Annotated in this window: 22 protein-coding genes; 13 read left to right on the forward strand and 9 right to left on the reverse strand. The window is 62.0% G+C overall.

The genetic code is table 11. From position 1 onward, the window contains the following. Positions 1 to 6: 6 nt before the first annotated feature. On the reverse strand, positions 7 to 1,563 hold the full coding sequence (gene norR, locus A0O30_RS04130; protein ID WP_105945678.1) for a nitric oxide reductase transcriptional regulator NorR: 1,557 nt from the start codon (positions 1,561 to 1,563) through the stop codon (positions 7 to 9). 154 nt (positions 1,564 to 1,717) lie between these two features. On the opposite strand from norR, the gene hmpA reads away from it, so the two are divergent. The 8 genes from hmpA to alaC all read left to right on the forward strand — a co-directional run bounded on the left by hmpA (position 1,718) and on the right by alaC (position 10,754). Further along, positions 1,718 to 2,896: an NO-inducible flavohemoprotein gene (gene hmpA / locus A0O30_RS04135; RefSeq protein ID WP_105945679.1), complete on the forward strand. Its 1,179-nt coding sequence runs from the start codon at positions 1,718 to 1,720 to the stop codon at positions 2,894 to 2,896. Between the two features lie 430 nt (positions 2,897 to 3,326). Then, positions 3,327 to 3,833 (forward strand): disulfide bond formation protein B, encoded by a 507-nt coding sequence (locus A0O30_RS04140; protein WP_016713239.1) that lies wholly within the window; start codon positions 3,327 to 3,329, stop codon positions 3,831 to 3,833. 559 nt (positions 3,834 to 4,392) lie between these two features. Further along, complete coding sequence (gene cyoA / locus A0O30_RS04150) at positions 4,393 to 5,334, forward strand: ubiquinol oxidase subunit II (protein ID WP_012270558.1); 942 nt, start codon at positions 4,393 to 4,395, stop codon at positions 5,332 to 5,334. A 3-nt stretch (positions 5,335 to 5,337) separates the two neighbouring features. Continuing rightward, on the forward strand, positions 5,338 to 7,356 hold the full coding sequence (gene cyoB, locus A0O30_RS04155; RefSeq protein WP_016713238.1) for a cytochrome o ubiquinol oxidase subunit I: 2,019 nt from the start codon (positions 5,338 to 5,340) through the stop codon (positions 7,354 to 7,356). Between the two features lie 3 nt (positions 7,357 to 7,359). After that, the gene (cyoC, locus tag A0O30_RS04160) at positions 7,360 to 7,986 is read left to right on the forward strand and encodes a cytochrome o ubiquinol oxidase subunit III (protein ID WP_012051225.1); all 627 of its coding nucleotides are present in this window, start codon (positions 7,360 to 7,362) and stop codon (positions 7,984 to 7,986) included. Next, positions 7,986 to 8,318 (forward strand): cytochrome o ubiquinol oxidase subunit IV, encoded by a 333-nt coding sequence (gene cyoD / locus A0O30_RS04165; protein ID WP_003248599.1) that lies wholly within the window; start codon positions 7,986 to 7,988, stop codon positions 8,316 to 8,318. The genes cyoC and cyoD overlap by 1 nt, the downstream gene beginning before the upstream one ends. An 11-nt stretch (positions 8,319 to 8,329) precedes the next feature. Next, positions 8,330 to 9,217: a heme o synthase gene (gene cyoE / locus A0O30_RS04170; protein WP_012270561.1), complete on the forward strand. Its 888-nt coding sequence runs from the start codon at positions 8,330 to 8,332 to the stop codon at positions 9,215 to 9,217. A gap of 328 nt (positions 9,218 to 9,545) precedes the next feature. Beyond that, on the forward strand, positions 9,546 to 10,754 hold the full coding sequence (alaC, locus tag A0O30_RS04180) for an alanine transaminase (RefSeq protein ID WP_105945681.1): 1,209 nt from the start codon (positions 9,546 to 9,548) through the stop codon (positions 10,752 to 10,754). A gap of 303 nt (positions 10,755 to 11,057) precedes the next feature. On the opposite strand, the gene A0O30_RS04185 is transcribed toward alaC, so the two are convergent. Continuing rightward, a complete protein-coding gene (locus A0O30_RS04185) occupies positions 11,058 to 11,840 on the reverse strand; it encodes an IclR family transcriptional regulator (RefSeq protein ID WP_060499738.1) in 783 nt (260 codons plus the stop codon). Positions 11,841 to 12,014: 174 nt separating this feature from the next. Here A0O30_RS04185 and hmgA point away from each other — a divergent pair, with 174 nt between their 5' ends. The 3 genes from hmgA to maiA are packed head-to-tail and all read left to right on the forward strand — an operon-like array spanning position 12,015 to position 15,257. Next, positions 12,015 to 13,316, forward strand: a complete 1,302-nt coding sequence (gene hmgA, locus A0O30_RS04190; RefSeq protein WP_105945682.1) for a homogentisate 1,2-dioxygenase — start codon at positions 12,015 to 12,017, stop codon at positions 13,314 to 13,316. 3 nt (positions 13,317 to 13,319) lie between these two features. Continuing rightward, on the forward strand, positions 13,320 to 14,612 hold the full coding sequence (gene fahA / locus A0O30_RS04195) for a fumarylacetoacetase (RefSeq protein WP_105945683.1): 1,293 nt from the start codon (positions 13,320 to 13,322) through the stop codon (positions 14,610 to 14,612). 12 nt (positions 14,613 to 14,624) lie between these two features. Beyond that, positions 14,625 to 15,257, forward strand: coding sequence for a maleylacetoacetate isomerase (maiA, locus tag A0O30_RS04200; RefSeq protein WP_105945684.1), 633 nt, complete (start codon positions 14,625 to 14,627; stop codon positions 15,255 to 15,257). Here maiA and A0O30_RS04205 read toward each other — a convergent pair. Next, positions 15,251 to 16,057, reverse strand: a complete 807-nt coding sequence (locus A0O30_RS04205; protein WP_105945685.1) for a SirB1 family protein — start codon at positions 16,055 to 16,057, stop codon at positions 15,251 to 15,253. The genes maiA and A0O30_RS04205 overlap by 7 nt on opposite strands. 123 nt (positions 16,058 to 16,180) lie before the next feature. Here A0O30_RS04205 and A0O30_RS04210 point away from each other — a divergent pair, with 123 nt between their 5' ends. Next, positions 16,181 to 17,200: a Glu/Leu/Phe/Val dehydrogenase dimerization domain-containing protein gene (locus tag A0O30_RS04210; RefSeq protein ID WP_025753991.1), complete on the forward strand. Its 1,020-nt coding sequence runs from the start codon at positions 16,181 to 16,183 to the stop codon at positions 17,198 to 17,200. A gap of 45 nt (positions 17,201 to 17,245) precedes the next feature. Here A0O30_RS04210 and A0O30_RS04215 read toward each other — a convergent pair whose 3' ends face one another. Further along, positions 17,246 to 17,509 (reverse strand): YebG family protein, encoded by a 264-nt coding sequence (locus A0O30_RS04215; protein WP_105945686.1) that lies wholly within the window; start codon positions 17,507 to 17,509, stop codon positions 17,246 to 17,248. Between the two features lie 222 nt (positions 17,510 to 17,731). Here A0O30_RS04215 and A0O30_RS04220 point away from each other — a divergent pair, with 222 nt between their 5' ends. Continuing rightward, on the forward strand, positions 17,732 to 18,202 hold the full coding sequence (locus A0O30_RS04220) for a phosphate-starvation-inducible protein PsiE (RefSeq protein ID WP_016713487.1): 471 nt from the start codon (positions 17,732 to 17,734) through the stop codon (positions 18,200 to 18,202). A gap of 3 nt (positions 18,203 to 18,205) precedes the next feature. Here the strand turns inward: A0O30_RS04220 and A0O30_RS04225 are convergent, their stop codons facing one another. The 5 genes from A0O30_RS04225 to A0O30_RS04245 form a co-directional block, all read right to left on the reverse strand. Then, on the reverse strand, positions 18,206 to 18,496 hold the full coding sequence (locus A0O30_RS04225; protein WP_105945687.1) for a DUF3509 domain-containing protein: 291 nt from the start codon (positions 18,494 to 18,496) through the stop codon (positions 18,206 to 18,208). A 121-nt stretch (positions 18,497 to 18,617) separates the two neighbouring features. Next, positions 18,618 to 18,965: an HPF/RaiA family ribosome-associated protein gene (locus A0O30_RS04230; protein ID WP_105945688.1), complete on the reverse strand. Its 348-nt coding sequence runs from the start codon at positions 18,963 to 18,965 to the stop codon at positions 18,618 to 18,620. A gap of 178 nt (positions 18,966 to 19,143) precedes the next feature. Beyond that, positions 19,144 to 21,468, reverse strand: a complete 2,325-nt coding sequence (gene fecA / locus A0O30_RS04235) for a TonB-dependent Fe(3+) dicitrate receptor FecA (protein ID WP_105945689.1) — start codon at positions 21,466 to 21,468, stop codon at positions 19,144 to 19,146. A gap of 118 nt (positions 21,469 to 21,586) precedes the next feature. Then, entirely contained in the window at positions 21,587 to 22,513 is a 927-nt protein-coding gene (locus tag A0O30_RS04240; protein WP_105945690.1) for a FecR domain-containing protein, read from the reverse strand. After that, positions 22,510 to 23,022, reverse strand: a complete 513-nt coding sequence (locus tag A0O30_RS04245; RefSeq protein WP_177410249.1) for a sigma-70 family RNA polymerase sigma factor — start codon at positions 23,020 to 23,022, stop codon at positions 22,510 to 22,512. Before A0O30_RS04245 ends, A0O30_RS04240 begins: the two co-directional genes overlap by 4 nt. Positions 23,023 to 23,131: the final 109 nt, after the last annotated feature.

Raw genomic sequence — 23,131 nt, forward strand, 5'->3', positions numbered from 1 at the left:
TGAGCCTCAGCGAAGCCCCAGCCGGCGGGCCAGCCGGCTCAGGTTTGCGCGGTCCAGGCCCAGCTCGCGGGCCGCTGCCGCCCAATTATCCTGGTGCCGTTGCAGGCAGGCTTCGATCACTTGGCGCTGGTAGAGGTCGACCGCTTCGCGCAGGCCGCCTTCAGGCAATGGTGCCAGTTGGGCAGGGGCTGCGGGGGAGGGCAGGGCGTTTGGGGTTGCGAGCACCGCGCGCAGGTCCAGGTCGACGGCTTCAAGCGTGAGAATGCGTGGCCGGTCGGGGTGCTGGCCCAGTGCCTTGAGGGCCGAGCGGCCGATCAGGTGTTCCAGTTCGCGCACGTTGCCTGGCCACTCATAGGCCAGCAGCGCGGCCTGGGCTTCGCTACTCAGACGCAGGCTGTTCAGGCCCAGGCGTGAACGGTTCTGTTCGAGGAAGTAGCCAGCTAATAACAACACATCTCGCCCACGTTCGCGTAAGGGCGGTACGTGCAACGGGTACACACTGAGGCGGTGATAGAAGTCGGCGCGGAAGTTGCCATTGCGTACTTCTGCGGCCAGGTCACGGTTGGTGGCGGCGATCAGGCGCACGTCCACACGGTGCTCGCGGTCCGAGCCCAGGCGTTGCAGTTGGCCGCTTTGCAGCACACGCAACAGTTTGGCTTGCACCGTTAGCGGCAGTTCGCCCACTTCGTCGAGGAACAACGTACCGCCGTTGGCCAGCTCGAACTTGCCCCGGCGCTCGCCGTGCGCGCCAGTGAAGGCACCGCGTACGTGGCCGAAGAGTTCGCTTTCCACCAAGGTATCGGGCAGGGCGGCGCAGTTGAGGCTGATCAGTGGCTTGTCGGCCCGGTTGCTGGCCTGGTGCAGGGCCTGGGCCACCAGTTCCTTGCCAACGCCCGTTTCGCCAGTGATCAGAACAGTCAGGTCGCTGCCGCCAACCAGGCGGATTTCCTCCACCAGGCGCTTATGCGCCGGGCTCTGGCCAATCAGCTCTTTATCCTGGCCGCTGGCCTGGCGGTAGATTTCGGCCCGCAGGTGTTCGTCTTCGGCGCGCAGGGCCAGGTGCTCGATGCGTTCGGCCACGGTAACGGTAGCGGCGGCCAGGCTGGCGAAGGCTTGCAGGGCATCCAGCTCCAGGCTCTGGAACTGCCCGGGGGTGAGGGCATCGAGGGTGACCAGGCCCCAGGGGCGCTCATCAACCATCAACGGGCAACCCATGCAGTCGTGCACTTCCAGGTCGGCATCGGGGGCGTTGACCAGGCCATCGTAAGGGTCGGGCAGTTCGGAGTCGCTGGCGAAACGAGTGGGCTCCGGGCGGCTGAGCAGTATCTGGAAGCGCGGGTGCTCGCTGACCCGGAAGCGCCGACCCAAGGTGTCAGGGCTCAGGCCATCCACCGCCAGCGGCACCAGCCATTCACCATCCAGGCGCAGCAGCGCGGCGGCATCGCACGGCAGTAGCCCGCGCATGGCTTGCAGCAAGCGGCGGTAGCGCTCCTGGTCGGGCAAGTCGCGGGAGAGGTCGCTGACCAGGGGCAGCAGGGTGGTGAGCAAGGGCTTTGCGGTCATAAAGACTCCTATGGGTCGATATGACTATACGACGAGGTGGGTCGTTTTGACATGATTGGCGTCAACCCCCTGATTTTACTGGCGATAAAAGTTGGCACGATTGCTGAAATACCCAAGGCAGTCATTTGAAGCCACAGGCTCAGGAGTTGTCGCAATGCTCAATGCCGAACAACGTGCAATCATCAAGGCCACTGTACCCCTGCTGGAAAGCGGCGGCGAAGCGCTGACCACCCACTTTTACAAGATGATGCTCAGCGAGTACCCCGAGGTACGCCCGCTGTTCAACCAGGCCCACCAGGCCAGTGGTGACCAGCCACGTGCTTTGGCCAACGGCGTGCTGATGTATGCGCGCCACATTGACCAACTGGAGCAGCTGGGGGGGCTGGTAGGGCAGATCATCAACAAGCACGTTGCCCTGCAGATTCTGCCGGAGCACTACCCGATCGTCGGCAGCTGCCTGCTGCGCGCCATCGAGGAAGTACTGGGCAAGGAAATCGCTACCCCTGCGGTGATCGAGGCCTGGGGCGCGGCCTATGGCCAGCTGGCCGACATCCTGATTGGCGCTGAAGAAAGCCTCTATAAACAGAAGGAAGAAGCCGAGGGTGGCTGGCGTGGTACCCGCGAATTCCGCCTGGTACGCCGCGAGCAGGAAAGCAGCGAGATCGTTTCGTTCTACTTTGCCCCGGAGGATGGTAAACCGGTGCTCAAGGCCGAGCCTGGCCAGTACATTGGCCTGAAGCTGGACATCGACGGTGCCGAACAGCGCCGCAACTATTCGCTGTCGGCGCTGTGCGATGGCAGGGAGTACCGCATCAGCGTCAAGCGCGAGGTGGGCGGCAAGGTGTCCAACTACCTGCACGATGAGCTGGTGGTGGGCGATACCCTGCAACTGTTCCCGCCTGCGGGCGACTTCACCCTGGCGGCCAGCGACAAGCCGCTGGTGCTGATTAGCGGGGGCGTGGGTATTACCCCGACGCTGGCCATGTTGCAGGCGGCGCTGCAAACCCGGCGCGAGGTGCATTTCATTCACTGTGCGCGTAACGGCGCGGTGCATGCCTTCCGTGAATGGGTCGATGGCCTGGCGGCGCGTCACCCGCAGCTCAAGCGCTTCTACTGCTATGCCGAGCCGGAGGGGGGCGCAGCGGCGGATGCTGTGGGCTTGCTGAGCGAAGACCTGCTGGCCGAGTGGCTGCCGCAGGCGCGTGATGTGGATGCCTACTTCCTTGGGCCCAAGGGGTTCATGGCGGCGGTGAAGCGCCAACTGAAGGGGCTGGGTGTGCCTGAGCAGCAGAGCCGTTACGAGTTCTTCGGGCCGGCGGCTGCCTTGGAATGATGTAGCGCCTGTATCGGCCTGTTCGCGGGCAAGCCCGCTCCCACAGGTACTGCACAGGCTTTGAAAGCTGCGCTATCACTGTGGGAGGGGGCTTGCCCGCGAAGAGGCCGGTACAGGCAGTACACACCTTCTGCCTATATATAAGGAAAGATGAAACCGGGCTCGCCGCTTTCATCATTAATCCTCCGTTAATCACGGTATCCTTCACTCCCGGGTGTCGAGGGGCTTGCCCCTGCGCGGCACCCGGGCAGCCGCTTTTTTGCCGCCCGGCGTTGAACCGACGCCGTTGCGGTCGGTCTCAGCCTCACCGGATAGCCCTGCGCAGTGCTACCGCGCCGCTCCCTCGGCATGCTCACAGGCCATGCCCAGCGTGTAGACTTGCGCCCAGGCAGGCGGACCACGCTGCCACTATCCATCGAAGGAACCGGCAATGAACGAACAAACATCGCGCCTGAATCGGGAACGGCGCTTTCTGGTGCTGTTGGGCCTGATCTGCCTCTCGCTGATCGGCGGCGCCCTCTATATGCAAGTGGTACTGGGCGAGGCGCCTTGCCCGCTGTGCATCCTGCAGCGTTACGCGCTGCTGTTCATTGCCGTGTTCGCGTTCATCGCCGCCGCGATGCCCGGGCGCCGTAGCCTGACCTTCTTCGAGGTGCTGGTGGTGCTCAGTGCCATTGGCGGAATCATTGCGGCGGGCAACCATGTGTATATACTCGCCAACCCCATGGTCAGTTGTGGCATCGACACCCTGCAACCGATCGTGGACGACCTGCCACTGGCCAAGCTCTGGCCGCTGGCGTTCCAGGTCGACGGCTTCTGCAGCACGCCGTACCCGCCGATCCTCGGTTTGTCACTGGCGCAGTGGGCACTGGTAGCGTTCGTGCTGACCGCCATTCTGGTTCCGCTCGGTATCTACCGCAACCGACGCCAGGCTTAGACAAAAGTCCCGAATTGCATGGGGGCTTTTACGCCGCATGAGAAGAGGGAAAAGTTGCTCGCCGCTTGACCTGGATCAATCCCGAAGCCTTGTAGAATGCGGCTTTGAGGCCTGGCAAGCGGGGTGCGACAAACTGTCGCGAAGTTGAATTATTGAGCATCATTGTTACGGATTCTGTAAAAGACTGTTGCTCAATAAGTCATAGTCAAGGGTTGGCGACCTAACTACAATCGCCCCCAATTTCCGTTCGGCACTGCTTGCGAGTCGCAGGATTGAAGGAAGCCCCAGCGCTCCTTTTTGCTGACTTCGTCAAGTTTCGCCCAACGGCGATACCGGGCGGACCCCCCTCCGCGTTTTCCCGCACCAAATGGACTTGGTCTGAAGTACAGGCCTGTTGCCTACGAAACCATAAGCACCGCTAACACGCTCGAAGCCAAGGTCCTGCAGTCGGACCCCAGGCAGGAGCGAGTACGGGCGCGAAATGCCTCACTTGGCAGGACGAAGTGTTGGCTACCAAAACACAAATTGCATTGAAGCAAGCTGATCTAGAGGTCGTGAGATGAGTAAAAAGCGTTACCCCAGACTGTTTGGCATATTGCCCTTTTTAGGCATGCTTTTACTCAGTGGGTGCAACTGGACCCTGCTCGACCCGAAGGGCCAGGTCGGCATTGAGCAAAAGAACCTGATCCTGATCGCTACCGGCCTGATGCTGCTGGTGGTAATCCCTGTCATCATCATGACCCTGGCGTTCGCCTGGAAGTACCGTGCTTCCAACAAGGCAGCCACCTACACCCCTGACTGGTCGCACTCGACCAAGATCGAGGCCGCGGTGTGGATCATCCCGATCCTGATCATCATCGCCCTGGGTTACGTCACCTACCACTCCACCCACAAGCTGGACCCATACCGTCCACTGGATTCCGATGTGAAGCCGGTGCAGATCGACGTGGTCGCGCTGGACTGGAAGTGGCTGTTCATCTACCCGGAGCAGGGCATTGCCACGGTCAACAAGATCGTCTTCCCGGCTAACACCCCGGTCAACTTCCGCGTCACTTCCGACGCCGTGATGAACTCGTTCTTCATCCCGGGCCTGGGCGGCCAGATCTACGCCATGGCCGGCATGACCACCAAGCTGCACCTGATCGCCAACGAAAACGGCGAGTTCGACGGTATCAGCGCCAACTATAGCGGTGCTGGCTTCACCGGCATGAAATTCAAGGCTACTGCCACCTCCCAGGAAGACTTCGACAAGTGGGTCGCCGAGGTCAAGCAGTCGCCGAAGAAGCTGGACAAGGCCGAATACGACGCCTTGGCCAAACCAAGCGAAAACAACCCAGTCGCGCTGTACAGCGAGGCTTCGCCTGAGCAGTTCCAGCTGATCGTCGACAAGTACGAAGGCATGAACCGCGGTCGTAGCCACGAAGAAGCAGGCAGCAAAGACCTGGCCACAACCAAGGGTGTGGAATCGAGTATGCAACCAGCTGCCGGTGCAGAGGAGTAAGAGATGTTCGGTAAACTAAGCCTGGAGGCGATACCCTATCACGAGCCGATAGTCATGGTGACGCTTGCCATGATCGCGCTCGGCGGTATCGCTGTCGTCGGTCTTATCACCTATTTCCGCAAGTGGACCTACTTGTGGAGCGAGTGGCTGACTACTGTCGACCACAAAAAGATCGGCGTGATGTACATCATCGTCGCGATGATCATGCTGCTGCGCGGCTTTGCCGACGCCATCATGATGCGTACCCAGCTGGCTGCCGCAACCGGTGGCTCCGAAGGCTACCTGCCGCCTGAACACTATGACCAGATCTTCACCGCTCACGGTGTGATCATGATCATCTTCATGGCGATGCCGTTCTTCACCGGCCTGATGAACCTGGCGGTTCCTCTGCAGATCGGTGCACGTGACGTTGCCTTCCCGTTCCTGAACTCCCTGAGCTTCTACCTGCTGCTGGCAGGCGTGCTGCTGGTCAACATCTCGCTGGGCGTTGGTGAATTCGCCAAGACCGGCTGGGTTGCCTATCCGCCGCTCGCGGGCATTCAGTACAGCCCTGGGGTGGGCGTTGACTACTACATCTGGGCGCTACAGCTATCCGGATTGGGTACAACGCTTACCGGCGTGAACTTCCTCGTCACCGTGATGAAGATGCGCGCACCTGGCATGAAGCTGATGGACATGCCGATCTTCACCTGGACCTGCACCTGGGCCAACGTACTGATCGTTGCTTCGTTCCCGATCCTGACTGCCGCACTCGCGCTGCTGACTGTTGACCGTTATCTGGACTTCCACATTTTCACCAACGAGCTTGGTGGGAACCCGATGATGTACGTCAACCTGTTCTGGGCGTGGGGTCACCCTGAGGTTTACATCCTGATCCTGCCGGCCTTCGGCGTGTTCTCGGAAGTTACCTCGACGTTCTCTGGCAAACGCCTGTTCGGCCACCACTCGATGATCTACGCATCGGGCGCGATCGCCATCCTGGGCTTTGCGGTATGGCTGCACCACTTCTTCACCATGGGTGCCGGCGCCAGCGTCAACACCTTCTTCGGCCTGGCGACGATGCTGATCTCCATTCCGACCGGTGTGAAGCTGTTCAACTGGCTGTTCACCATGTACCAAGGCCGTGTGCGCTTCACCGCACCGATGCTCTGGACCCTGGGCTTCATGGTCACCTTCTCCATCGGTGGCATGACCGGCGTACTGCTGGCCGTTCCAGGTGCTGACTTCGTCCTGCACAACAGCCTGTTCGTTATTGCGCACTTCCACAACGTGATCATCGGTGGCGCGGTATTCGGCTACATCGCCGGTTTCGCCTTCTGGTTCCCGAAAGCCTTCGGCTTCACCCTGAACGAGAAGTGGGGCAAAGCTGCCTTCTGGTTCTGGCTGTCGGGCTTCTACGTGGCGTTCATGCCGCTGTACGCCCTGGGCTTCATGGGCATGACCCGTCGTCTGAACCACTCCGACAACCCACTGTGGGAACCCTACCTGTACGTAGCCGTTGTCGGCGCCGTGCTGATTCTGTTCGGTATCGCTTGCCAGCTGATCCAGCTGTACGTATCGGTTCGCGACCGCAACCAGAACCTGGACGTGACCGGCGACCCATGGGGCGGCCGTACTCTGGAATGGTCCACTTCGTCGCCACCTCCGTTCTACAACTTCGCTCACATGCCTGAGCAGGTTGGCCTGGACGCCTGGCACGAAACCAAGGAAAGCGGCAAGGCTTACAAGCCAGCGACCAAGTTCGACGCTATCCACATGCCGAGCAACACCTCCACCGGTTTGTTCATGGGCCTGTTCCTGACCGTCTTCGGCTTTGCCTTCATCTGGCACATCTGGTGGCTGGTTGGCGCAAGCCTGGTTGCAACCATCGCTGTCTTCGTTCGCCACGCTGCACGTGACGACCAGGGCTACATGGTTCCAGCCGAAGAAGTGGCGCGCATCGAAGGCGAGCGTATGAAAGCGCTGGCCAAAGCAGGTGCTCTGCCTGCCGGCGCACGTGTCGAATCGTTTGAGCGGGTGTAATCAATGTCCAGTCAAGTAATGCACGGCGGCGCTGCTCATGGTCACGACCATGGGCATGACGACCACCACCACGACTCGGGCCAGATGACCGTACTGGGCTTCTGGCTGTACCTGATGACCGACTGCATCCTGTTTGCGTCGCTCTTCGCTACCTACGCGGTGCTGTCCGGCAGTTTTGCCGGCGGCCCGTCGGGTCATGACATCTTCCAGCTCGATTTCGTAGCTGTTGAAACGCTGTTCCTGCTGCTGTCCTCGATCACCTTCGGCTTCGCCATGCTGAAGATGTTCGATGGCAAGAAAGCAGGCGTACTGGGCTGGTTGGCTGTGACCTTCCTGTTCGGTGCAGGCTTCATCGCGATGGAAATCTATGAATTCCATCACCTGATCAGCGAAGGCTTCGGCCCGCAGCGCAGTGGCTTCCTGTCGGGCTTCTTCGCCCTGGTAGGTACCCACGGTCTGCACGTGACTGCTGGTCTGATCTGGATGGCAATCATGATGTACCAGATCAACAAGCACGGCATCACGCCGACCGCCAAGACCCGCATGAGCTGCCTGAGCCTGTTCTGGCACTTCCTGGACGTGGTCTGGATCTGCGTATTCACCGTCGTTTACCTGCTGGGAGTTCTGTAATGGCTAACGCACACGACACTCATCACGAAGGTAACCACGGCAGCGTCAAGTCGTACATGATCGGCTTTGTACTGTCGATCATCCTGACCGCGATCCCGTTCGGCCTGGCCATGACCGCCAGCCTGCCGAAGAACCTGACCGTTCTGATCATCGTTGCCATGGCCGTGATCCAGGTAGTTGTTCACCTGGTTTACTTCCTGCACATGGACCGCTCGAAAGAGCAACGCAACAACGTATCGACGTTCCTGTTCACCACCCTGGTGATCGCTCTGCTTGTCGGCCTGTCGCTGTGGATCATGTTCAGCATCCACTTCGAAATGTTGGCCAAGTGAGGTAAGACTGCATGTCCGTTAAGCACTTTATCCAAATCACCAAACCGGGGATCATTTTCGGTAACGTGCTTTCCGTGGCAGGCGGTTTCTTCCTTGCCTCGAAGGGCCATGTGGATTTCGCCCTGTTCCTGGCGGTGGTGATCGGTACTTCGCTGGTGGTGGCGTCCGGATGCGTGTTCAACAACTGCATCGACCGTGACATCGACCACAAGATGGAGCGCACCAAGAACCGCGTCATGGTGCAGGGCGGCATGTCGCTGCCCCTCGCACTGATCTACGCCACCCTGCTCGGGGTGGCGGGTTTCAGCCTGCTGTATGTCCAGGCCAACCCGCTGTCGGCGTTCTGTGCGCTGATCGGCTTCATCGTCTACGTCGGTTTCTACAGCCTGTGGCTGAAGCGTAAATCGGTGCACGGCACCTTGGTCGGCAGCCTGTCTGGTGCCATGCCTCCGGTGATCGGCTACTGCGCCGTGAGCAACAGCTTCGACCTGGCTGCAGTGACCCTGCTGGTGATGTTCAGCCTGTGGCAGATGCCGCACAGCTTTGCCATCGCCATCTTCCGCTTCAAGGATTACAGCGCTGCCAACATTCCGGTCCTGCCGGTGGCTCGTGGCGTCCTGGCGGCGAAGAAGCAGATCGTGCTGTACGTGCTGGCCTTCGTGCTCGCCACCTTGATGCTTACCCTCGGCGGTTACGCCGGCCTCGGCTACCTGGCCGTGGCAGCAGCCATGGGCCTTTACTGGCTGTACATGGCATGGGGCGGCTACAAGGCCGAGGACGACAGCAAGTGGGCCCGTAAAGTGTTCGGCTTCTCCATCCTCACCGTCACTGCCCTGAGCGTGATGATGGGCGTGGACAGCCAGACTGCTGCGGACGTGCTGATGACCTACGCACGCTGATCGAGGCGAGTGCTTCACCAAAAACCCCGGCCATTGTGCCGGGGTTTTTTTGTGCCTGTTCCGGCCCTATCGCCGGCAAGCCAGCTCCCACAGGTACTGCGCAGTTCCCAAGGCCTGTGCAGTACCTGTGGGAGCTGGCTTGCCGGCGATAGGGCCGGCCCTGAAAACATAAATTTCTTATTTTCAAAAAATACATCTGAAAAATTCTAACAAAACAGGAAATTGTCCTTTACAGGTATCCTGTTTCGGCACTATCTTCTGATCCAGGCCGCCACATCGGCCAACGTCGCTCGGACGGTTCCGGGCGCTTACGTACTCAGAGGAAGCCATGGCCAACCCAGGTTCGCCGCGCCGCTTTGCGCGCATCGATCGTCTCCCCCCTTACGTCTTCAATATCACTGCCGAACTCAAGATGGCTGCCCGCCGCCGTGGCGAGGACATCATCGACCTGAGCATGGGCAACCCCGATGGCGCCACCCCGCCGCACATCGTCGAGAAGCTGGTGCAGGTTGCCCAGCGTGAAGACACCCACGGCTACTCCACCTCTCGCGGTATCCCGCGCCTGCGCCGGGCCATTTCCAACTGGTACAAGGAACGCTACGAGGTCGACATCGACCCGGAAAGCGAAGCCATCGTCACCATCGGCTCCAAAGAGGGCCTGGCGCACCTGATGCTGGCCACCCTCGACCAGGGCGACACGGTACTGGTGCCCAACCCCAGCTACCCGATCCATATCTACGGTGCGGTCATTGCCGGTGCCCAGGTGCGTTCGGTGCCGCTGGTGCCGGGCGTGGACTTCTTCAACGAGCTGGAGCGGGCGATCCGCGAGTCGATCCCCAAGCCGAAGATGATGATCCTCGGTTTCCCGTCCAACCCTACTGCCCAATGCGTGGAGCTGGACTTCTTCGAGCGCGTGGTGGCGTTGGCCAAGCAGTACAACGTGCTGGTGGTACACGACCTGGCCTACGCCGACATTGTCTACGACGGCTGGAAAGCCCCGTCGATCATGCAGGTGCCCGGTGCCAAGGACATTGCGGTGGAGTTCTTCACCCTGTCCAAAAGCTACAACATGGCGGGCTGGCGGATCGGCTTCATGGTCGGTAACCCCGAGCTGGTCAGTGCCTTGGCGCGGATCAAGAGCTATCACGATTACGGCACCTTCACCCCGCTGCAGGTCGCTGCGATCGCTGCGCTGGAAGGTGACCAGCAGTGCGTGCGCGACATCGCCGAGCAATACCGCCAGCGTCGCAATCTGCTGGTAAAGGGGCTGCACGAACTGGGCTGGATGGTCGAGAACCCAAAGGCCTCGATGTACGTGTGGGCGAAGATTCCGGAGCAGTATGCGCACCTGGGGTCGCTGGAGTTTTCCAAGAAACTGCTGGCCGAGGCCAAGGTGTGCGTGTCGCCGGGGATTGGCTTTGGTGACTATGGCGATGACCATGTGCGCTTTGCCCTGATCGAGAACCAGGATCGCATTCGCCAGGCCATTCGCGGGATCCGGCAGATGTTCCGGGCCGATGGGGTGGCCCGCAAGTAAACCTGTTGGGGCCACTTTGCGGCCCTTTCTCGACACGAGGCCGCTTTACCGGGGCCGTGCAAACCCGTCGAGAACGCAGGTTTTTCTGGGCAAAAAAAAGGCCGCTGCAAGCCACAGCGGCCAATCGAGACGTTAGATCAAGGAGCTTCAAAATCTACGTCGGTGAACCTCGCAGGCCTGAAAGGCGGGGGGGAAGAGCCCTTCATGCCGGCCAGTGAGTTAAGAATAAGCGCTTGATCCTGTAGGAAAAATAGCTGCTTATGACATTCACCTTTACGTATCGGGCAATAGTGCTGCAGGCGCTCATGCGGCCGGCGAATAGCCCATGCGCCAGCTGGTCTCTCGGGCCGCCGCCAGCAGCCGTTGCGCCGCCGGCCCATGTTCGTCGGCATGAAAAATCGACGTTGGCCCGACCACGGTCATCACGGCCACAACCTGCCCCAAGGCATTGAACACCGGTGCCGACAACGCATCCACACCTGGCATCAGCAGGCCGTGCACATGGTGCAGCCCACGGTCGCGAATGCCGGCCAATACCGCCTGGTAGTCCTCTGCATTGTGGTGCAGGGCGGCCAGCTCGCGGTCGCGCAACTCCACGGTCTCGCGCTCGGGCAGGTAGGCGGCGAACACCAGGCCGGTAGAGGAGGTAAGCAGCGGTAGCACCGAGCCGATTTGCGTGACCACGGTGACCGCACGCACTGCCGGTTCAATGCTGACCACGGTCGCGCCCTGGTTACCCCACACGGCAATGAAGCAGCTCTCGTTCAGTTCATCGCGCAATTGCGACAGCGGCAGGGCGGCAATCTTCAACACATCGATGCTGCCCAGCGCCGCCAACCCTACCCGCAATGCTTCGCGACCCAAACCGTAATGGTTGGTGGCGCTGTCCTGCTCCGCAAAGCCACTGGCAATCAACGCCTGCAGATAACGGTGCACCTTGCTCGCCGGCATTTGCACATGTTCCGCCAGGCGTGACAGCGAAGTGGAAGGAGAGAGCTCTGCAAGCGCCTTCAGGATGTCGGTGCCGACCTCCGCCGAGCGGACTTTCTGCTTGCCGTTGTCGGCGGGGGAGCTGGCTTTGGTCATGGATATCTGCTTCCGGATTCTTCAAGTCGGGCCTTTATAGCTTGACGCCAAGCGCGGGGCAAATTACGTTATTCGTAATCTGATTACGATAAAAACAATGCAGACGCGCTGCCACCCCACACCGGGCCAGCAGCCAGCTGCCCGCAACGGCTCGGCCAGAGCCCGGAGGCATCGATGAATCGCGACACCTCACCCGACCTTCACTACCTCAGCGGCTTCGGCAACGAATTTGCCAGCGAAGCACTGCCAGGGGCTTTGCCGGTCGGGCAGAACTCGCCGCAGAAGGCGCCCTATGGGCTGTATGCCGAATTGCTCTCGGGCACGGCGTTCACCATGGCCCGCAGTGAGCTACGCCGTACCTGGCTTTATCGTATTCGCCCGTCTGCACTGCACCCACGTTTCGAGCGCCTGGCGCGCCAGCCGCTGAGCGGGCCGTTGGGTGGGATCAACCCCAACCGCCTGCGCTGGAGCCCGCAGCCGATCCCTGCCGAACCGACCGACTTCATCGAGGGCTGGCTGCCGATGGTGGCCAACGCTGCGGCGGAAAAGCCGGCCGGTGTGAGTATCTACATCTACCGCGCCAACCGTTCCATGGAGCGTGTTTTCTTCAACGCCGACGGTGAACTGCTGCTGGTGCCGGAGCTGGGCCGCCTGCGCATTGCCACCGAGCTGGGCGTGATGGAGGTCGAACCGCTGGAGATTGCGGTGATTCCTCGCGGCATGAAGTTCCGTGTCGAACTGCTCGATGGCCAGGCCCGCGGCTACATCGCCGAAAACCATGGCGCGCCGCTGCGCATCCCGGACCTGGGCCCGATCGGCAGCAATGGCCTGGCCAACCCGCGCGACTTCCTCACCCCGGTGGCGCACTACGAAGAGGCCGCAGGGCCAGTGCAACTGGTGCAAAAGTTCCTGGGCGAGCACTGGGCTTGTGAACTGCAACATTCGCCGCTGGACGTGGTCGCTTGGCACGGCAGCAACGTGCCTTACAAATACGACCTGCGCCGCTTCAACACCATCGGTACCGTCAGCTTCGACCACCCGGACCCGTCGATCTTCACCGTGCTGACTTCGCCGACCAGCGTACATGGCCTGGCCAACATGGACTTCGTGATCTTCCCGCCACGCTGGATGGTGGCCGAGAACACCTTCCGTCCACCTTGGTTCCACCGCAACCTGATGAACGAGTTCATGGGTCTGATCAACGGTGCCTACGATGCCAAGGCCGAAGGCTTCCTGCCGGGTGGTGCTTCGTTGCACGGGGTGATGAGCGCCCATGGCCCCGACGCCGAAACCTGCGAAAAGGCCATTGCCGCCGACCTGGCGCCGCACAAGATCGACAACACCATGGCTTTCATGTTCGAGACCAGCCAAGTGCTGCGCCCGAGCCAGCAAGCCCTTGAATGCCCGCAATTGCAGGCCGACTACGATAGTTGCTGGGCCACCTTGCCGAGCACCTTCAACCCGAACCGGAGATAACCCATGAACCACACTGCCAATGCCCGTAGCTGGGTCGAGCACGCCAACGGGCACAGCGACTTCCCGCTGCAGAACCTGCCGATGGGTATTTTCAGCCGGCCGGGTGAAGCCAAACGCTGTGGCGTGGCCATCGGTGACGCAATCCTCGACCTGGAAGCGGTGCTGGCTGCCGGCCTGTTCGACGGTGCTGCCAAGTCTGCCGTCGAAGCCACCCGCGGTGGTGCGCTGAACGCATTCTTCGCCTTGGGCCGCAGCGCCCGTGTGGCGCTGCGCGAGCGTTTGCAGGCGCTGCTTGGCGAGCACAGCGAGCACCAGTCGGCGTTGAAGAAGGCGCTGATCCCGGCCAGCGACTGCCAACTGCATGTGCCCGCGCAGATCGGTGACTACACCGACTTCTACGTCGGCATCGAACACGCCAAAAACGTGGGCAAGCTGTTCCGCCCCGATAATCCGCTGCTGCCCAACTACAAGTACGTGCCGATCGGTTATCACGGCCGCGCCTCCACCATCCGCCCATCGGGCACCGATGTGCGCCGGCCCAAGGGCCAGACCTTGCCGGCCGGGCACACCGAGCCGAGCTTCGGCCCTTGCGCACGCCTGGACTACGAACTGGAGTTGGGCATCTGGATTGGCCAGGGCAATGACATGGGGCAGGCGATCCCGGTAGGCGATGCCGCCGAGCACGTGGCTGGCCTGTGCCTGCTCAACGACTGGTCGGCGCGCGATATCCAGGCCTGGGAATACCAGCCCCTGGGGCCGTTCCTGTCCAAGAGCTTCATCACCACCATTTCCCCCTGGGTGGTCACTGCCGAGGCGCTGGAGCCGTTCCGCTGCGCCCAGCCGGCGCGCCCGGAAGGCGACCCGCAGCCACTGTCGTACCTGCTGGACAAGCGCGACCAGGCCGCCGGTGCCTACGATATCGAGCTTGAAGTGCTGCTGCTGACCCAGCGCATGCGTGAGCAGGGCGTTGCTCCACACCGCCTGACCCTGAGCAACACCCGCAGCATGTACTGGACCGTGGCGCAGCTGGTGGCGCACCACAGCGTCAACGGCTGCCAGCTGCAACCAGGCGATCTGTTCGGTTCGGGCACCTTGTCGGGTGCCACGCCAGGTTCGTTCGGCAGCCTGCTGGAGATCACCGAGGGCGGCAAGCTGCCGGTGGAACTGGCCAGCGGCGAGGTGCGCAAGTTCCTCGAAGACGGCGACGAAATCATCCTGCGTGCACGTTGCACGCGCGACGGCGTGGCCAGCATCGGCTTCGGCGAATGCCGTGGCACGGTCATCGCGGCCAACTGAGGAGAGGCGGGCATGGAGCTGTACACCTATTACCGTTCCACCTCGTCCTACCGGGTGCGCATTGCCCTGGCACTGAAGGGGCTGGCTTACCAGTCCCTGCCGGTCAACCTGTTGCAGGGTGAGCAGCGTGGGGCGGGCTATGTTGCCATCAACCCACAGGGCCGCGTACCGGCCTTGCGCACCGATGGCGGTGAATTGCTGGTGCAGTCACCGGCAATCATCGAGTACCTGGAAGAGGTTTATCCACAGCCCGCGTTGCTGCCGGCCACGGCCGAGGCGCGTGCCAAAGTGCGCGGTGTAGCGGCAATCATTGGCTGCGACATCCACCCGCTGCACAACGTGAGCGTGCTCAACCGGCTGCGCCAGGCCGGGCAGGACGAGGGGCAGGTCAATCAATGGATCGGCCACTGGATCAGCCAAGGGTTGGCAGCAGTGGAGCAACTGATTGGTGATCAAGGCTTTTGTTTCGGTGATCAACCGGGGCTGGCGGATGTGTACCTGATCCCGCAGCTGTATGCCGCCGAACGCTTCAACATCGACCTGAGCAGCTTCCCGCGTATCCTGCGGGTTGCCGCACTGGCCGCCGGGCATCCGGCGTTCACACAGGCCCACCCCGCCCAGCAGCCGGACAGCCCGGCTCAGTGAAGCGAACGGTTCGCCGCCGGAAGCTTGCCGATGCGTTCGGACAGCTTCAGGCGCTGGGCCGGATCTTCTGTCAGTAGCAGCGCATGCTCCAGGTCGAAGCGCTCGGCCTGTGGGCAATCCAGATGCTGGTACAACGAGGCGCGGGTCATGTAGTCACTGACCTGCACCGGCCCCAACTGCATGACCCGTTCAGCATCGATCAACGCCGCCAGGTGGTTGTCGTTGCTGATGTGCAGCTGGCGCAGGTTGCGGGACAGGCGTTGCAGCATCTGCAGCGGGGTGGTGCTGCGCATGTGCTCGGCCGTCAGCGCAACATGCGGCCCGAATTGGCGGGCCAGCAGCTCACGGCAATCGTTGGGGTACAGGCGCCGGCCACCGCAGGGGTCGAGCAGGTGGTCGGCACCCGGTACACGCAGCAGGAAATGGCCAGGAAAGCCCACACCCTCCAGCGGAATGGACAGGCGCCCGGCCAGCTCCAGGGCGAGGATGGCCAGGGTCAGCGGTTGGCCACGGCGGCGTTGCAGCACCTTGTCCATCATTGCTGCCTGCGGGCGCAGGGGGTGGTACTCATCCTGCTGGAAGCCCAGCGCATTGAGCTGGCGCAGCAGCGGCTGGGCCAGTTCGCACAGTGGCAGCATCGGCAGGTTGGTGCTGATATCGCGCTGCAGGTCTTGCAGCACGGCAAGGCTGGCCACGGGCTCGACACTCCGGTCGTGCTCGGCGGCAATCCACAATGCGGCTTCCAGCAGGGCGACAGGCTCGCGTTCCAGGCAGGCCAGGCAGGCTTGACGTGGCTTCATGGGGCTTCTCCACACACGCTTGAGTATTAGCCGTGGCGCGCGGTTTCGTCCAGTGGTCCGGCAGCGGCATCAGCTTCAGGGCGGTGCCTATACTGGAGGGAGCACCTCATGGGGGGCCTGTCGATGTTCGCTCTGATGCAAAGCACGCGTACCCAGTCCTTGCACCTGTTCAACGACCCGCCTACGGGCCTGAAAGCGGTTGTGGCGATCCACAGTGAGCAACTGGGCCCGGCCATGGGCGGGTGCCGGTACCTGCCTTATGCCGATGACGAAAGCGCCATGACCGATGCCATTCGCCTGGCCCAGGGCATGAGCTACAAGGCGGCGTTGGCGGGCTTGCCACTGGGCGGTGGCAAGGCGGTGATCATGCGCAACCCGCATGTGGAAAACCGCGCCGCACTGTTCGAGGCCTTTGGCCGCTTCATCGATACCTTGCACGGGCGCTTCATCATCGCGGTGGACAGCGGCACCTCGACCCTGGACATGGACTGCATTGCTCAGAGCACACCCCATGTGACCAGTACCACCGCATCGGGTGATCCCTCGCCACATGCGGCGATGGGGGTGTTCGCGGGTATTCGCGCCACCACCTCGTTCCGGCTGGGCAGTGATGACCTCAGAGGCCTGCGGGTAGCGGTGCAGGGCTTGGGCAATGTCGGTTTTGCGTTGGCGGAGCAACTGCATGCGGTGGGCGCGGAGTTGCTGGTCAGCGACCTGGACCCAGGGCGTGTGCGGCTGGCGATGGAGCAGTTCGATGCCAAGCCTGTGACCAACGATGCGTTGATCAGCACCCCTTGCGACATCTTCGCCCCTTGCGGGGTGGGGCCAGTGCTGAACGGGCAAAGCGTGATGCAGTTGCGTTGTGCGGCGGTGGCGGGGGCGGCGAACAACCAGCTGACCACCTTGCAGGTGGCCGACCAGCTGGAGTCGCGCGGGATATTGTATGCGCCTGACTACGTGATCAATGCCGGTGGGTTGATCTACGTGGCGCTGACTCATCGTGGCGAGGATTTGGGCACCATCACCGCGCACCTGGCGCGGATACCGTCACGGCTGACCGAAGTGTTTGGCCATGCCCAGGCGGAGAAGCGTTCGCCGGCGCGGGTGGCGCAGATGCTGGCGGAGCGGTTGTTGTATGGCTGATGGGCTTTGTGTTGTTAGCACTGGCCCTATCGCCGGTGAAGGCAATCACTCAACTGCTGGCGCTTCCAGCAACTCGGCCAACGCATCCGGCTGGCTCTTGAACGCCCGGGCAAACACATCGCGGTTCTTGGCCATGTAGATACCGGCTTCCTCAACCTGCTGCTCAGTCAGCGACGGCACTGCCTTGTGCAGCACTTCGGCCAGGCGCTCGGCCAGTTCGAGCATCTTGTCGTGACGGTCTGCTTCGGCCTTATCCATGAACAAGCGCTCCGGGTCGCGGCTGCTGCGGTACACCACTTCGACGGCCATTCATCACCTCTATGCCTTTTGCTGGTTGTGTTGCAGTTTACTGTATGCGCATACAGTAATGGCATTGCCATCATCGCGCAACCTGATTCTTCAGCCTGACCCACACGTGCCTTGCGGCAATCGGTCGCCTTCCAAGCCAAGGGCCTGGCCCTTTAACTGCATGGCACAAGCGTCACACCGGTGACGCATCATCCTTAAAGACGTATCGGGGAATGGAACATCGTGAACATCAAATGGGCAGACAAGCTACGCAAAGGCCTGCATGGTTCGGCCGACTCGCTGGGCAACCTGTGCGTCGAGGCCTTCCATTACCTGGCGCTGTTCGGCATTGGCGCGATTACCGCCTATGCGGCGGTGGTCACCTTCCTGGACATGCTTGGCAAGGGCGGGGTCAGTGTCGATGACATTCTGCTGCTGTTCATCTACCTGGAACTGGGGGCGATGGTTGGCATCTACTTCAAGACCAACCACATGCCGATCCGCTTCCTTCTGTACGTGGCGATTACCGCGCTGACCCGCCTGCTGATCGGCGATGTCTCGCACCACAAGGCGCCGGACGAAGGGCTGTTGTACCTGTGCGGGGGCATCCTGCTGCTGGCGTTCTCGATCCTGGTGGTGCGCTACGCTTCGTATCGCTACCCCTCGACCAAGGTGCTGGATGCCAACGGCAAGGAAGTGGAGGAGGGCAAGTAGCCCTCAGTTGGCAACGAAGTGGCGCGGCTCGTGACGGGCGTCGCGGGTCAGTGCGGCCAGCACCTGCATGGGGTTCTGGCTGAATTCGATGGCCAGGCCCAGGCGAATGCTGTCGATCACCCGCTGCAGGCGCACCGGGTCGTTGCGCTGGGCCTGGGAGACGAGGCGCCTGGCGACCACACCGGCATCGTCGGACAGGGTCAGCATGATGCTGCCGTCGAGGTTTGTGATGCTCAGGTTGACCCGGTATTCGGGGGCGAATGCAGCACTGATTCGTTCGAATGGGTTGTTCATGCTCTTGCTTCTGCAGCGAATGAGTGCAGAAGTTGACTGGCAACGCGGCGGGTTGGTTCACTGCCGTTGATCGCTACAAACAAAAACGCCCGGCTTCAGGCCGGGCGTTTTGCATTGCCGATCAGGCGTCTGGGTCACTCAGTTCCAGGGCGCCGCGCTTGCTGCGCAACTTGCCGTAGAAGTGTTCCAGCGCGTGGTTGAGCTTGGTGGCGGCACCGTCGACTGCCTGGTCCAGCGAAGTGGCGGTGTGGGTCACGGAAATCGGTTGGTGGCCTTTTGGGCGAGCCTCCATCTGGCAGCGTTTGTCATGCGGTCCGGGCTTGGCGCCGTTCTCGTCGCGCAGGTGAACCTCGATGCGGGTGAGGTCTTCTTCGTAACGTTCCAGCGAGTTCTGCAGTGTGCTGCGGACCCACTGATCCAGCCGGGCGTTGCCTTCGAAATGGTTGCTGCTGTTGACCTGGATTTGCATGATTCAATCCTTATTCAGCTTGCTCGCATGGAGGCGCGCCTAGGCCCTTGAGACCCTTGGAATTTCTGCGCCTCTTGACTCTAAGGTCAGGCAACTGCGGAATGAATTCAAGCCCTTTTTGAAAATAAATTTCTTGTTGCAAAAGGGGGCTACAAAGCGGCCCCCCATTTGCTGCAGGTCAGAATTCCACCGACGTCTGCACATACAAAGTACGTGGTTCACCCACATACTTGCCCTTGTTGTTGTCATCGTAAGAGCGCGTGTAGTACTCGCGGTTGAACAGATTCTTCACCCCGACTGCCACCTTGAGGTTCGACAACTGCGGGCCAAAGTCGTACCCGGCGCGGGTGCTGACCAGCATGTAGCCCGGAATGCGCCCGGTGCTGCCATCGGCGCTTTCGGTGCTGGTGTTGGCGTTGTCGGCGTACTGGCTGCTCTGGAAGCTGCCGTCCAGGTTCAGCTGCCACGGGCCCTCGGTGTAGCCCACGCCCAGGTTGCCCTTGTGGCGCGACGAGAACGGCACCTGGTTGCCTTTATTCGGCCCGTCCTCACGGATGGTGGCGTCGACGAACGCATAGCTGGCATGCACGTCGAAGCCGGCCAGGGCCGGGCTCAGGCCGTCCAGCGCATAGCGGACGCTGGTCTCGATACCCTGGTGGCGGGTTTCACCACGGGCGATCACCGAGTCGTTGGTCTGGTTGCTTTCATACTGGTTGTCGAAGTTGATCAGGAACGCGCCGATCTCGGCCTGCAGGTCGCCGTTGTCGTAACGGGTACCCACTTCCCAGGTGCGCGCTTTTTCCGGTTTCACTTCGCCACTGCTGACCCGGTTGGGCATCTGGCTGTACTGCACGCTGCCAAACGAGCCTTCGGTGTTGGCGTACAAGTTCCAGCTGTCGGTCAGGTGGTACATCACGTTCAGGGCTGGCAGCGCAGTGTTGTAGCTGCCCTGGTAGCGCTGGCCATTGAGCTTGTTGCTCTGTTCGGAGTCGATCATCTCGTAGCGCACGCCCGGGGTGATGGTCCAGCGGCCGATGTCGATGCGGTCATCCAGGTAGATGGCGTGAGCTTCGGTGCTGCCACGGGTGTCGCGGTCGTTGCGGCTGGCGGTGGTGGGCAGGTTGCCGTTCACCGGCTCGCGGAAGCGCAGTTCGTGGCCGGCTTCGTTGACGTAACGGTAGCCGATGCCCAGCTCGTGCCAGTTGTCGCCCAGGGCCACGCCCTGCGAGAAGCGGGTTTCGATGCCACGCACCCAGTACTCGCGTGGCGACAGCGAGACGAAGCTGCCCTGGTCCAGGTAGCCGCTGCGCAGGGTCTTGGTGAAGAAGCTGTTGACGCTGAACTGGCGGTCGTCCTGCTTGTAGTCGTAGCCGAAGTTGAACAGGGTGCGGCGGCCCCAGAACTTGTCTTTCAGGCGCGTGGACTGGTAAGGGTCGGCGTCGAAATCGGCAGTGCTCAGGCCGCCAGGCATGTCTGCCTCGCCCTCGTAGTACTGGGCCATGGCGTGCAGGCTGTTGGCTTCGTCCAGTTGCAGCTTGCCCTTGAGGATCAGGTCGTCGATCTGCGTGTCGCTGTGTTCGCGCCAGTCACCACCGCGGGTACCGGAGTACAGCAGGGCGCCACCCAGGCCGTTGTCGTTGGTGCCACCGACCAGCAGGTTGGCGCTGTTCTTGAAACCGTCGTGGCTGGAAGACGGGCTGATCTGGTTTTGCATGGCGGCCTTGAACGTGGCCTGTTCAGGGATCGCCCGGGTGACGAAGTTGACGATGCCGCCGACGTTCTGCGGACCGTAGCGCACCGCACCGCCACCGCGCACTACGTCCACGGCGTCCATGTTGCCCATGCTCAGCGGCGCCAGCGACAGCTGCGGCTGGCCATACGGCGCGAAGGGCACCGGGATGCCATCCATCAGCACGGTCGAGCGCGATGCCAGGCGCGGGTTGAGGCCGCGAATGCCAAAGTTCAGCGCCAGGTCGTGGCTGCCGGTACCGTTGTTGTCGGGGGCGTTGACCCCGGGGATGCGGTTGAGCACTTCGCGGGCGGTGGTAGCACCGTTGCGTTCGAATTCTTCGCGGCGCACGACGTCACGGGCGCCGGGGTGCTCGAATACGTTGTCCTGCTGCGCCTCGGCCAGCCAGTCGCCGACCACGGTGGAGGCCCCTAGCTCGACTGCGGTGCCGGCAGCAGGGGCTGCGATGGGCTGCAGGCTGAACGCGTTGTCGGTTTCCTGCCGTACTTGCAGGCCGCTGCCGCGCAGCAGCATGTCGAGGCCCTGGCGCACGTCGTACTGGCCGTCCAGGCCCTGAGTGTTGATACCTTGGGTCAGTTGCGAGCCGAACGAGATCAGTGCACCGCTTTCGCGGCCGAACTGGTTGAGGGCGTCTTCAAGCGAACCGGCGGCGATGTGGTAGCTGCGGGTTTCGGCATGGGCGGCGGGCATGGCCAGGCCGAGGGTGGTGGTGAGCAGCAGGGCGTGAACGAACGGGCTGGGGCGCAACGGCATGGGTCGGGTCCTGAGAGAGGGGTTCTGCCATGTCTGTCACGCGAGGTTGGGAAAATGGCTCACTCATTTTTAAATTTTTTGCCTGTACCGGCCTCATCGCCGGCAAGCCAGGCCTGCTTTAGCTGATCTTTGGCTCCAGTGTTACCCAGTAGCGGGTGAACTGCCGCACACGCACCGGCAACGCCACTTCCAGCATCTGCAGGATGCGTTCACTGTCATCCAGCGGATACGACCCGGAAATGCGCAAGTCGGCGACCCGCTCGCTGCACCCCAGCTGCCCATGGCGATAGCGCCCAAGTTCGGCAAGGAAGTCTGCCAGGCGCATCTGCGAGGCCACCAGCATGCCGTCGACCCAGGCGCCGACATTGCGGTCGAGTGCCGACACCGAGCGCCAGGCGCCGGTGAAGCGTGCCTGTTGCCCGGCCATGAGCGGCTGCCCGTCTGCGCTGGCCCCGCCTTCGAACACCGACACCAGGCTATACCCGTCGAACTGGCGCACGTTGAAGCGCCCGCTGTCCAGGTGCAGTACACCCTCACCAGTACGTAGCCGCAACGGCCGTGCATCGCTGGCCACTTGCAGTGCCAGTTCGCCTTCGAACAGTTGCACCAACCGCTGCTGCCCGTCGAAGCGCACATCGGCTGCGCTGCGGGTGTTGAGTTGCAGCACGCTGCCGTCGCCCAGTTGCATGCGTCGGCGCTGACCGACCGGGCTGCGGTAGTCGGCCATCATCCCGGGAAGGGGGTTGTGCTGTTGCAGGCCAAGCCCCGTGGCACTGGCCACGCCCACCAGCAGCAAAGCTTTGAGCGCCCGGCGCCGGGCAGGCGAATGCGGGGCTTGCAGCGTTGCGTGCACCACTGGCGATGACACACCGCGCAGCCGCTGGTTCACTTGTTGGATATGCGACCAAGCACGCTGGTGCTCTTGGTCGGCCTGCAACCAGCGGTCGAAAGCCTGCTGTTGCGCCTGGCCGAAATCATCGCCTTGCGACTCGATCAGCCAGTGCACGGCCTGCTCGGCCACTTGCGGGGAAAACGAGGCGTTCACAGGGCGAAGTAGCAGCGCATGGCCGCCTTGCTCAGGTAGCGCTTGACCGTGGCCAGGGAGATGCCCAGTTCCCGGGCGATTTCACCTTGGCCCATGCCATCGACCTGGGCCAGCAGGAAGGCGCGTTTGACCAATGGCGGCAGGTCGTCCAGCAGGCGATCGAGTTCCAGCAAAGTCTCGAAAATGATCGCCTTCTGCTCCTCGCACGGTGCGACTTCTTCCGGCACCTGTGCGAGCGCTTGCAGGTAGGCGCGCTCCAGTTCCTGGCGGCGGAAGTGGTTACACAATACGCGCTTGGCGACGGTGGCAAGGAACGCTCGCGGCTCCACCAGCTGGGGCGCCTCGCGCGCCTGGAGCAGGCGCATGTAGGTGTCCTGAGCCAGATCGGCGGCGCTGTGCGGGCAGCCCAGACGGCGACGCAACCAGCCGGTGAGCCAGTTGTGGTGTGCGTGGTAAAGGCCTTCGACCGTCGATGTAAGCGCGCTGGTCACCGTGATACTCCGGCGCATGACAGCGCAACTGGTAGTAAGAATTGTTCGCATTGTAGGGGTGGCCGTCTGTTTCGGCAATCGTCACCTGTCAGCAGGCTTTGCTTATGAGAATTGAAATCATTAGTAT

The organism is Pseudomonas sp. LLC-1 (assembly GCF_002992185.1).
Lineage (GTDB): Bacteria > Pseudomonadota > Gammaproteobacteria > Pseudomonadales > Pseudomonadaceae > Aquipseudomonas > Aquipseudomonas monteilii.

Excerpts from the sequence above, each read along its gene's own strand:
- norR (WP_105945678.1), bottom strand. The coding sequence starts at position 1,563 with ATGACCGCAAAGCCCTTGCTCACCACCCTGCTGCCCCTGGTCAGCGAC.
- hmpA (WP_105945679.1), top strand. The coding sequence starts at position 1,718 with ATGCTCAATGCCGAACAACGTGCAATCATCAAGGCCACTGTACCCCTG.
- A0O30_RS04140 (WP_016713239.1), top strand. The coding sequence starts at position 3,327 with ATGAACGAACAAACATCGCGCCTGAATCGGGAACGGCGCTTTCTGGTG.
- cyoA (WP_012270558.1), top strand. The coding sequence starts at position 4,393 with ATGAGTAAAAAGCGTTACCCCAGACTGTTTGGCATATTGCCCTTTTTA.
- cyoB (WP_016713238.1), top strand. The coding sequence starts at position 5,338 with ATGTTCGGTAAACTAAGCCTGGAGGCGATACCCTATCACGAGCCGATA.
- cyoC (WP_012051225.1), top strand. The coding sequence starts at position 7,360 with ATGTCCAGTCAAGTAATGCACGGCGGCGCTGCTCATGGTCACGACCAT.
- cyoD (WP_003248599.1), top strand. The coding sequence starts at position 7,986 with ATGGCTAACGCACACGACACTCATCACGAAGGTAACCACGGCAGCGTC.
- cyoE (WP_012270561.1), top strand. The coding sequence starts at position 8,330 with ATGTCCGTTAAGCACTTTATCCAAATCACCAAACCGGGGATCATTTTC.
- alaC (WP_105945681.1), top strand. The coding sequence starts at position 9,546 with ATGGCCAACCCAGGTTCGCCGCGCCGCTTTGCGCGCATCGATCGTCTC.
- A0O30_RS04185 (WP_060499738.1), bottom strand. The coding sequence starts at position 11,840 with ATGACCAAAGCCAGCTCCCCCGCCGACAACGGCAAGCAGAAAGTCCGC.
- hmgA (WP_105945682.1), top strand. The coding sequence starts at position 12,015 with ATGAATCGCGACACCTCACCCGACCTTCACTACCTCAGCGGCTTCGGC.
- fahA (WP_105945683.1), top strand. The coding sequence starts at position 13,320 with ATGAACCACACTGCCAATGCCCGTAGCTGGGTCGAGCACGCCAACGGG.
- maiA (WP_105945684.1), top strand. The coding sequence starts at position 14,625 with ATGGAGCTGTACACCTATTACCGTTCCACCTCGTCCTACCGGGTGCGC.
- A0O30_RS04205 (WP_105945685.1), bottom strand. The coding sequence starts at position 16,057 with ATGAAGCCACGTCAAGCCTGCCTGGCCTGCCTGGAACGCGAGCCTGTC.
- A0O30_RS04210 (WP_025753991.1), top strand. The coding sequence starts at position 16,181 with ATGTTCGCTCTGATGCAAAGCACGCGTACCCAGTCCTTGCACCTGTTC.
- A0O30_RS04215 (WP_105945686.1), bottom strand. The coding sequence starts at position 17,509 with ATGGCCGTCGAAGTGGTGTACCGCAGCAGCCGCGACCCGGAGCGCTTG.
- A0O30_RS04225 (WP_105945687.1), bottom strand. The coding sequence starts at position 18,496 with ATGAACAACCCATTCGAACGAATCAGTGCTGCATTCGCCCCCGAATAC.
- A0O30_RS04230 (WP_105945688.1), bottom strand. The coding sequence starts at position 18,965 with ATGCAAATCCAGGTCAACAGCAGCAACCATTTCGAAGGCAACGCCCGG.
- fecA (WP_105945689.1), bottom strand. The coding sequence starts at position 21,468 with ATGCCGTTGCGCCCCAGCCCGTTCGTTCACGCCCTGCTGCTCACCACC.
- A0O30_RS04245 (WP_177410249.1), bottom strand. The coding sequence starts at position 23,022 with ATGCGCCGGAGTATCACGGTGACCAGCGCGCTTACATCGACGGTCGAA.